General features: G+C 41.3%; 7 protein-coding genes. 4 read left to right on the forward strand and 3 right to left on the reverse strand.

Annotation, left to right across the window (positions count from 1 at the left end; translation table 11 throughout):
* Window positions 1-156: 156 nt before the first annotated feature.
* Complete coding sequence (locus tag DBR11_RS03510) at window positions 157-1,470, reverse strand: nicotinamide mononucleotide adenylyltransferase (protein ID WP_108550234.1); 1,314 nt, start codon at window positions 1,468-1,470, stop codon at window positions 157-159.
* A 62-nt stretch (window positions 1,471-1,532) separates the two neighbouring features.
* Here DBR11_RS03510 and DBR11_RS03515 point away from each other — a divergent pair, with 62 nt between their 5' ends.
* Window positions 1,533-3,251 carry an ABC transporter ATP-binding protein gene (locus DBR11_RS03515; protein WP_108550235.1) on the forward strand — a complete coding sequence of 573 codons (1,719 nt, stop codon included), beginning with the start codon at window positions 1,533-1,535 and terminating at the stop codon, window positions 3,249-3,251.
* On the opposite strand, the gene DBR11_RS03520 is transcribed toward DBR11_RS03515, so the two are convergent.
* Window positions 3,246-4,124: a mechanosensitive ion channel family protein gene (locus tag DBR11_RS03520; RefSeq protein ID WP_108550236.1), complete on the reverse strand. Its 879-nt coding sequence runs from the start codon at window positions 4,122-4,124 to the stop codon at window positions 3,246-3,248. The genes DBR11_RS03515 and DBR11_RS03520 overlap by 6 nt on opposite strands.
* 93 nt (window positions 4,125-4,217) lie before the next feature.
* Here DBR11_RS03520 and DBR11_RS03525 point away from each other — a divergent pair, with 93 nt between their 5' ends.
* The 3 genes from DBR11_RS03525 (at window position 4,218) to DBR11_RS03535 (ending at window position 8,394) form a co-directional block, all read left to right on the forward strand.
* Entirely contained in the window at window positions 4,218-5,174 is a 957-nt protein-coding gene (locus DBR11_RS03525) for a DUF6268 family outer membrane beta-barrel protein (RefSeq protein ID WP_158275196.1), read from the forward strand.
* A gap of 81 nt (window positions 5,175-5,255) precedes the next feature.
* A complete protein-coding gene (gene rnr / locus DBR11_RS03530) occupies window positions 5,256-7,388 on the forward strand; it encodes a ribonuclease R (protein ID WP_108550238.1) in 2,133 nt (710 codons plus the stop codon).
* Between the two features lie 37 nt (window positions 7,389-7,425).
* Entirely contained in the window at window positions 7,426-8,394 is a 969-nt protein-coding gene (locus DBR11_RS03535; protein ID WP_108550239.1) for a polyprenyl synthetase family protein, read from the forward strand.
* Here DBR11_RS03535 and DBR11_RS03540 read toward each other — a convergent pair.
* Window positions 8,391-9,350, reverse strand: a complete 960-nt coding sequence (locus DBR11_RS03540) for a response regulator (protein WP_108550240.1) — start codon at window positions 9,348-9,350, stop codon at window positions 8,391-8,393. The genes DBR11_RS03535 and DBR11_RS03540 overlap by 4 nt on opposite strands.
* Window positions 9,351-9,418 lie beyond the last annotated feature (68 nt).

Raw genomic sequence — 9,418 nt, forward strand, 5'->3', positions numbered from 1 at the left:
ACTATGTTCATGAGAACTACAGTGTAAACCCTATCCCTCCACGTCAGTTCATCACAACTTTAGCCTATAAGTTCTAAGAAATTATCAGGCAAAATAGATTTAAATAAGAAGGCCCTGCAAAATTTGCAGGGCCTTCTTATTATATTAAAAGTAATACTAAACCGTTTTCACATCTCCCTCACTGTAATCTCTGATATCAGTAATGTATCCATTAATGATCAAGAAATCGAACAAAGGTTTTGCATCTGGTGTAACCGGCATGTTTGCACTGGTAATCACCTCACTGGTCTTCTTGTCCAGAAAAGGATAAGCAAAAAGCTTAACATTTTTACTGAACATATCACTTACATAACTCAACAACATGCTGGAATAATTATCTCCAAAATTGCTCGAGTTGAATACAAATTTCAAGTTATTGATATTGGTCGAAATCCCCACACTTTTAGGTTTGCACCTGTCCAGGTATTTAGCCAGCTTATTATGTCTTGCAAAGTTCGATACGATCACCAGGTTACCGGTATTACACATCTCCTCTGCCCTTTTAGCTACCGCACGCAGATCAAGGTTATCCGTCCAGTTTTCATCTTCAGACAAAACATTGGAAAGCAATACTTCAATCAGTACACTCAAATTATCCTTCTTCACATTCTCTGTACGTACAAACTGATCAACAGCCTTATTCAACATACTAAAGTTCGGATTTGATTTCTGTGCATATTTCGTCCGCAGAATCATAATATCCTTTTTATACAGAAGATCCTTTGGCAAGCAAGGCCTTCCAAGGGAATCAAAGATAGCCGCACTGGAAAAGTCTTTAACAATCAGATATAAGTTCAGCAGAATATTGTTCACCTCTTGAAATGCAGGGCCGTTCACCGAAATCAGGTCGATTTCTACAGAACCAACAGTCAGGTTATCTGCCAGCGACTCAATCATCGTTTTAGGATCGTGATGGAAATAAAACGCAGCATACACCAAATTCACACCAATAATTCCCAGAACGTTTTGCTGCAAAGCAGAATCCGTATCCAGCAACCTCACATGGAATACAATTTCATTGGATTCACCACCAGGCTCGGCTTGAAATTTAATTCCAATCCAGCCATGCGGATCATTAGACTTATTGTAATTTAAGGTGGTAACTGTATCTGCAAAAGCAAAAAAGGTTCTGTCGTCGTATTTTTCACCACTTAACCTCTCATTCAACAAACCATATTCATGATTTAACATTTTACTTAAGCGGGACTGGCTCACATACCTGCCCGACTCTTCAGCTCCATAAATCGCGTCACTAAATGTCATATCATAGGCCGACATGGTTTTAGCAACCGTACCTGAAGCCGCTCCAGCGGTAAAAAAATTACGTGCCACTTCCTGGCCTGCTCCAATTTCTGCAAAAGTTCCGTAAATTTTAGGATCTAAATTGATCTTTAAGGCTTTACGCTTAGTATCCAGAATTTCTCTTTCCATGGCACAAAAATAGAAGAAACTGACGGAATTTGAGGCATAAATTTCCTTATCTTGGTAATCTGATGTTAAACGTAAAAAATCTCGCCGTCCAGTTCCTGAATGAAGAGGACAAATCCTGGACTCCGGCTGTAAACCAGATTAATTTTACCCTTGAAAAAGGAAGGGTTCTTGGAATTGTAGGTGAATCTGGTTCAGGAAAATCGGTAACCTCATTCTCCATCATGCGGCTTCACAATCCCCGGAGCACCAGAGTTGAAGGAGACATTGAGTTTGAGACCATCAATTTGCTTAATCTTTCGGAAGAAGAGATCGGAAAATACCGTGGCAATAAGATATCTATGATCTTTCAGGAACCCATGACCTCACTCAATCCCGTTTTTACTTGTGGAGATCAGGTCATCGAGGCCGTTATCCTACATCAGAAATTAAGTAAAGAAGTAGCTAAGCAGCATACTCTTCAGTTGTTTGAAGAAGTACAGCTGCCCCAGCCCGAACGCATTTTTAACAGTTACCCACATCAGTTATCGGGTGGACAAAAACAAAGGGTGATGATCGCCATGGCGCTGAGCTGCAATCCAGACCTTCTTATTGCGGATGAACCGACCACAGCTTTAGATGTTACGGTACAGAAAACTATATTGCAATTGCTGGCCAAGCTTAAAGAAGAAAGAGATATGGCCATGATCTTCATCTCTCATGATCTCGGTGTAGTAAGTGAGATTGCAGATGAAGTTGCAGTGATGTACAAAGGAAAAATAGTGGAACAAGGAACAGTAGAACAAATTTTCAAAAGTCCGAAACACCCTTATACCAAAGGACTGCTGGCTTGCAGGCCAAGCCCATGCAGGGTACTTAAAGTTTTACCTACCATATCTGATTTTCTAGAGGCCAAACAAGACCAGCCTATCCAGCATCTGCTGGAAGCCAATAGCTATACCACAGAAGAGATAGCAGCACGAAGAGCGGAACTCTATGCCCAGCCCCCACTCCTCCAGGTTCGGAACCTCTGCACCTGGTACCCGGTTAACCCGGGATGGTTTGGTAAGGTCAGCAATTATGTGAAAGCTGTGGATGACATCACCTTCAATGTATATCCAGGTGAAACCCTGGGTCTGGTAGGTGAATCCGGTTGTGGAAAAACCACCCTCGGAAGAAGTATTTTAAGACTAACCGACCCCACATCGGGTACAGTGATCTTTAATGAAACAGATCTTTGCAGCCTGCGCAGGAACGACTTAAAAAGAATAAGGAAAGACATTCAGATTATCTTTCAAGACCCCTATTCTTCTTTAAATCCCAGGATGACGGCCGGCAATGCAATTATGGAACCCCTCCAAGTTCACCATTTACACCACAATGATCAGCAACGCAAAGCGCATGTGATCAGCTTACTGGAGAAAGTGGGTTTGAATGCAATGCATTTTGACAGATATCCGCACGAGTTTTCAGGCGGGCAACGTCAACGCATTGTGATTGCCAGGGCCCTGGCTCTTGAACCTAAGTTCATCATATGTGACGAATCTGTTTCCGCGCTCGATGTTTCCGTTCAGGCCCAGGTACTAAACCTGTTAAGACAATTGCAGCAGGAATTAGGTTTAACCTATATCTTTATCTCCCACGACCTCGCCGTTGTTAAACATATCTCCGACCGGATGATTGTGATGAACAAAGGTAAAATTGAAGAACAAGGTTTTCCGGAAGATATCTATAGCCATCCCAGGGCAGACTATACCAAAAAACTGATTGCTGCTATCCCGGGTACAAATACACTGTATTTATAATTTCTGGTCCTGAACAGCCAGCTTCATAACTGCGGTATTTAATGCACGTCTGATCTCTCTTTCTTTGACTTTATCATATTGATTCAGTAGAACCTGGACTTTAAACCTGGCTTCATCTTTACTGATGGCCATTGTTTTCACAGTCAGTCCATCTAACATAATAAAGCCAGAATATGGCATAACTACCTGTCTTAAATGATTTTCCAAATACTCGGGCGTATAACCAAAATGAAGTAACATTTGAAACTCCACACTAAGCTTTTTGATGTTCTGTTTAGATTGATTTACAATTACGGAGCTAAAAACCACGGAGTTGGGAATGATCACCATATCATTATCTTCATTTTGCAGGATCATATTGATCAAGGTAATATCTATGATCTTACCTTCAATGTCATGTACCCGGATATGATCTCCAAGAGAAAGCCGGTCGGAGAACATAATGATTAGCCCATTGATCATATTGGTAATATAATCTTTAAAAGTCAGCGCAATGGCTGCCGCTACTATGGTGATACTCGTCAGAAATTTAATTGGGTCAACCCCCAGGAAAACCATAAAGGCCAGGGCAAAAAAGACTGTATTTAGAATGGATACGATCCGGTTAATACCCAGGATAAAATTGTCTTTTATATTGCTCTTGAACTTATGTTTTTTGATGTACCAGAAAATGATCACCAGCCGGATTGCGGAAACGGTCAAACTAGGACCCAGGAACACAAAAAGGGCCTCCGCGGCCTGTGCAATCACAGGATAATGTTTATATACCGGGGGAACATTGATCTTGAAATAGACCAGCACGATATATACAACCGCCTTAATCACGATCATAACAATTTCATTCCTGGTCTTTCTTTCTTGTTCTTCCATCATCTGTACGGGCAATTGCTTTGGAAGCTAAAATACAATTTATTCTTTTGACCGTAGTGGTAAAATGGGGATTGGTTGTCACACCTTAAAAAAAACATGAAAATCACTCAGCAACACCTCCTTATAACCACGTTGTCGTTTCTGGTTATATTTCTAATGGGAAAGCCAGCACAGGTATTTGCCCAGATCAAACTCACAGACATCCGGGCAAGCGGCACCTATTTTCCAGAATCCAGATTCATCAGGCCCAATGAGACCACCAAATCTACAGCCAAAACCAGTATGAGCCGGGCTGAATTAGGACTTGGTTTCGATCTTTCCAATAAAATCGACACGCTTAAAGGTACCTATAGCAAATGGACAGCTACACTGAGCGGCTCGTATACAGATCTGCAAAATAAAAATTACGAACAGCAGGTTTTCCCTTCCAGACTGGTCAGCGCAGACTTAGGCATCCAGCACCTGCACAGTTTAAATAAAAGCTGGAGTATATTATATGCCCTTTCTGCAGGTGTCTATTCTGATATGGAAAAGGTGAACGAAAAAGATCTGTTTCTGAACGGAGGTGTGGCCTTTATAAAAAGATACAGTCCCAACTTTACCTTTGGTTTTGGAGCCTTTTTGAACAATGCTTACGGCACACCAATGGTATGGCCCGCACTTATTGTTCAATGGAAAACCGGAGATAAATTTAAACTGGACGTTAGCCTGCCCGATGGAGACGCAGGTTCCGGCTTTGTCAATACAATCAGTTACGCCTATCAGATCAATAAAAGGACAGACCTGGCCTTGGTTTTCAAACCTCGTTTAATGTCATACGATACAGAAACCCTTGGAGACAAGAGAAGGATGTTAAGCTCATGGGAATTACCCGCCGGATTGGAAAACAAATGGCATTTTAAACGCCTTGATTTTGTAATTGGCGGTGGTATGGTCTTTTTACGGACCTATCAGTTTGGAGAAAAGAAACTCTCTAAAATGTTTGACCAGGGTCCAACCTCAAAACTGGCTTCCAATTATTACCTAAATATGGGAATGCACTGGCACTTTTAAGGGCTTTATACCCCTTTTAACCAGATTCAGGTTTATTTTTCGCTTCAAATTGCTACCTTCGGGGTGATTCATAAATTAATTATGGCAAAGAATAAATCATCTCACCTAACAAAAGTGCTCACACAGCTGATCAGCGATGTGCTCACCAAGAGCAAAGAAGCTCTGAATTACAAACAAGTATCTGCAAAACTCAACATAACTGATGCGGCTTCCAGGGAAACCATCCTGGAAGTGCTCAAAGATCAAGCGCACAAAGGCACCTTCATTGAAGCTGAAAAAGGCAAGTTTCGTTTAAAGGATCTAAAAACCTTTATCATTGGAAAAGTAGACATTACAACCGACGGTTCTGGCTATGTTGTTCCCGACGACGAATTTGAAAAAGACATTTATATATCTGCCCGCAAGCTGCACAATGCGCTGCATGGCGATAAGGTAAAAGTTTACATCTATGCAAAGAAAAGCGGCCGTAAAAACGAAGGCGAAGTTGTAGAGATCCTGGAACGGGCAAAAACAGATTTTATCGGTGTAATCAAAATTTCCGAACGCTTCGCTTTTGTAGCGATAGACGACCGGAAAATGCTCCATGACATTTTTGTGCCTTTAAGCGATTTAAACGGTGCAAAAAACGGTCAGAAGGTACAGGTCACCATTACAGACTGGCCGGAGGAAGCCAAAAATCCTATTGGAAAGATTACACATATATTGGGAGAGCAAGGCGAGAATGATACAGAAATGAACGCCATTCTTGCACAATATGGTTTCCCGCTCACCTTCCCTCCCGAAGTTGAAAAAGAAGCCAATGCCATTCCTGAACAGGTTACAAAAGCAGAACTCAAAGGCCGGAAAGATTTCCGGGCGACCACCACTTTTACCATAGATCCGGCAGATGCCAAGGATTTTGATGATGCCATCTCTTTCAAAAAACTAGAGAACGGACATTATGAAGTTGGTGTACACATTGCAGACGTTTCTCATTATGTGATTCCTAACAGCGCTTTAGATAAAGAAGCCTATGCCAGAGCAACCTCCGTATACCTGGTAGACCGGGTAATCCCGATGCTGCCTGAACGCTTAAGCAATGGGGTATGTTCTTTACGCCCGCATGAAGACAAGCTTTGCTTTGCCGCTGTATTTGAACTCGATGACAAAGCCAATATCCACAACGAATGGTTTGGCAGAACGGTAATCCATTCCGACAGAAGATTCAGTTATGAAGAAGCACAGGAAGTCATTGAATCAAAAGCAGGCGATTTTGCTGAAGAAATTCTCAAACTGAACGAACTCGCTTACATCCTTCGGGATAAAAAATTTAAAGCCGGTGCCATTAGTTTTGAAAGCACTGAAGTTAAATTTAAACTGGATGAAACCGGCAAACCGATCGGTGTTTATGTAAAAGAACGTAAAGATGCTCATAAACTCATTGAAGATTTTATGTTGCTGGCCAACAAAAAAGTAGCAGAATTCGTTGCCAAAAAAGGAAAAGGAAAGCAAAAGTACACTTTCGTATACCGCTCCCACGACTCCCCAAACCTGGAGACACTAAATAACTTCGCACTCTTCGCCTCGCGTTTTGGCTATAAGATCAATATGAAATCCGATAAGGAAATCGCCAAATCACTGAACTTCCTGATGGAAGACGTAGAAGGTAAAAAAGAACAGAATGTACTTACCCAACTGGCCATCCGCTCTATGGCCAAGGCAGTGTATACCACTAAAAAAACCAGTCATTACGGCCTGGCCTTTGACCATTACACACATTTCACCTCTCCGATCAGAAGATATCCCGATGTAATGGTTCACCGCTTACTTGCCTCTTATCTTAACGGAGAAAAATCAGCGAACGAAGAACAGTATGAAATTGCATCCTCGCATTCTTCGGCCATGGAAAAACGTGCCGCAGATGCAGAGCGTGCGTCCATCAAATACAAACAAGTAGAATATCTGGAAGAGAATATTGGAAATATCTTCACCGGCATTATATCCGGGGTTACCGAATGGGGTATGTATGTCGAACTGATCGACAACAAATGTGAAGGAATGATCAGGCTCAGAGACATTGCAGATGATTTTTACGTACTTGATGAAAAGAACTATTGCATCATCGGTCAGCGTAAAAAGAAAAAATACCAATTGGGCGATGAAGTGCAGGTTAAAGTAAAAAAAGTAGACCTTTCGAAACGTCAAATTGATTTTACACTCCTTCAAAATCCTTAATTAACACATAACAAAACACATACGGCAATAAAGACGAATGCACACGACTTCTGAATTACAGGAAATTATAGAAAAAGCAATTAAAGGGCTCAGCTATTCAAATCACCCCAAAAACCTTTACGATCCAATCTCCTATATTATGAACCTGGGCGGCAAAAGATTACGCCCGGCACTGGTCCTGCTCGCTGCAGATCTGTTTAATGGCTCTTTAGACGAAGCACTTCCTGCGGCTCTTGCTATTGAAACCTTCCATAATTTCACCCTCATCCACGACGACATTATGGATAACGCCCCCCTGCGCCGTGGCCAGCAGACTGTTCATGAAAAATGGGGCACCAACAATGCTATCCTTAGCGGAGACGTGATGATGGTGGAATCAAACAAACTACTCACCAAAGTAAAAGTTAGTGTCTTAAAAGAAGTCCTGGACACCTTTAATGCAACAGCCCAGGGCGTATGCGAAGGACAGCAGCTTGATATGGAATTCGAAAGCCGTGAAGATGTCAGCATCGAGGAATACATTGATATGATCAGGCTAAAGACTGCTGTATTAGTTGGGGGTGCCATGAAAATTGGTGCCATTGTAGGCGGCGCAACTGAAGCAGATGCAAACCTGATCTATGACTTTGGTGAAAATCTTGGAATTGCCTTCCAGCTTCAGGATGATATTCTGGATGTTTACGGTGATCCGGAGAAATTTGGCAAACAAGTAGGCGGTGATATCATTGCGAACAAAAAGACTTATCTGCTGCTAAAACTTCAGGAAATGGTAAACCACGAAGACAACTTGCTTCTGAATCAGCAGGCGGGCAATAAAGACACCTTACTTAAAATTGAACGCGTTACAACACTATACAACCAATATGATGTAAAGGGGCTTGCCACAGAACAAATGAGGTATTATCTTGATAAAGCCTTTGCTGCTTTATCGGCAATCAATGTACCAAAACAGCAAAAAGAGGAAATCAGCGGCCTGGCCAATGAGCTGATGAACAGAGAAAGCTAATTATCAAAAATCAGTTTTACTTTATCATAGGTTAAGGGCTTGGTCAAAAAGTCCTTAACACAGATAAATTGCTGTGCACGTGTGCGTTCTACAGGATCAATAGAAGACGAAACAATAATCACATCCGTTTCAATATGGTGTTCTTCCAGCAACTGTAAAAATTTCCAGCCATCTATCTCCGGCATATGCAAATCCAGCAAGATTAAGTCTGGCGTATTTTCCAATACATATTGAAGTGCCTGTTCGGGTTTATCAAACAAAACAACCCGCTTATCCATCTGTAATTTACTGATCAGCATTTGATGGATCTTATTGGTAATCACATCATCATCTACCAAAACGATATGTTTACTTTTCATCCCTTCTATTCCAGGTCCATAATCCTCCTGTCCCCCTTCATGAAGCAGAGAATTCAGCATACGGATGATGTTATCTAATTTCCCTGCCTGTGTATTGATATCGCTCAGCAGCTGGTTGATCTTTACCGTATCATAAGATTCCAAAGAAACATGATTAGTTGCATTAGACAGGCTTAGAATATTTGTGATGGGCGCACGCAATTGATGCGAAGTTAAATGAGAATATTCATTGATCAGTTTCAATTGTCTTGCATTGACGCTGTCACTAAATATCGTACAGGCCACATGCTCAATTCTTCCGTCCTTTTCTATAGGGGTAAAGGTAATAAGCAAAATATGATCATTTGCATTGGCAACCGGTAATCTCTTTTCTATACTAAAACATCTGCCTTCAAAACATTTAGAAAGCAATCTCATTAAGGTCCTTTTATACCTGTGGGCAATCAATTCTACAATTTGCTCCCCACTTATGGGATTTTTTTCCAAAAAACTTCCCACGAAATGTAATGACTCTATTTTATAGTAGGCCAACTGATATTTTCTGTCAATTAAAAAAAATGAGTTATCAATCAGCTCACAAACACTATCGTTTGACATAATACCCTTTATTTACAACTGTAGACCACATGACGCTCATTCTTGCATATTTTATTTCTACCGAAGAT

Source organism: Pedobacter sp. HMWF019 (assembly GCF_003061025.1).
GTDB lineage: Bacteria > Bacteroidota > Bacteroidia > Sphingobacteriales > Sphingobacteriaceae > Pedobacter.

Coding starts and splice junctions, on each gene's coding strand:
- DBR11_RS03510 (WP_108550234.1), bottom strand. CDS start 1,470: ATGGAAAGAGAAATTCTGGATACTAAGCGTAAAGCCTTAAAGATCAAT.
- DBR11_RS03515 (WP_108550235.1), top strand. CDS start 1,533: ATGTTAAACGTAAAAAATCTCGCCGTCCAGTTCCTGAATGAAGAGGAC.
- DBR11_RS03520 (WP_108550236.1), bottom strand. CDS start 4,124: ATGATGGAAGAACAAGAAAGAAAGACCAGGAATGAAATTGTTATGATC.
- DBR11_RS03525 (WP_158275196.1), top strand. CDS start 4,218: ATGAAAATCACTCAGCAACACCTCCTTATAACCACGTTGTCGTTTCTG.
- rnr (WP_108550238.1), top strand. CDS start 5,256: ATGGCAAAGAATAAATCATCTCACCTAACAAAAGTGCTCACACAGCTG.
- DBR11_RS03535 (WP_108550239.1), top strand. CDS start 7,426: ATGCACACGACTTCTGAATTACAGGAAATTATAGAAAAAGCAATTAAA.
- DBR11_RS03540 (WP_108550240.1), bottom strand. CDS start 9,350: ATGTCAAACGATAGTGTTTGTGAGCTGATTGATAACTCATTTTTTTTA.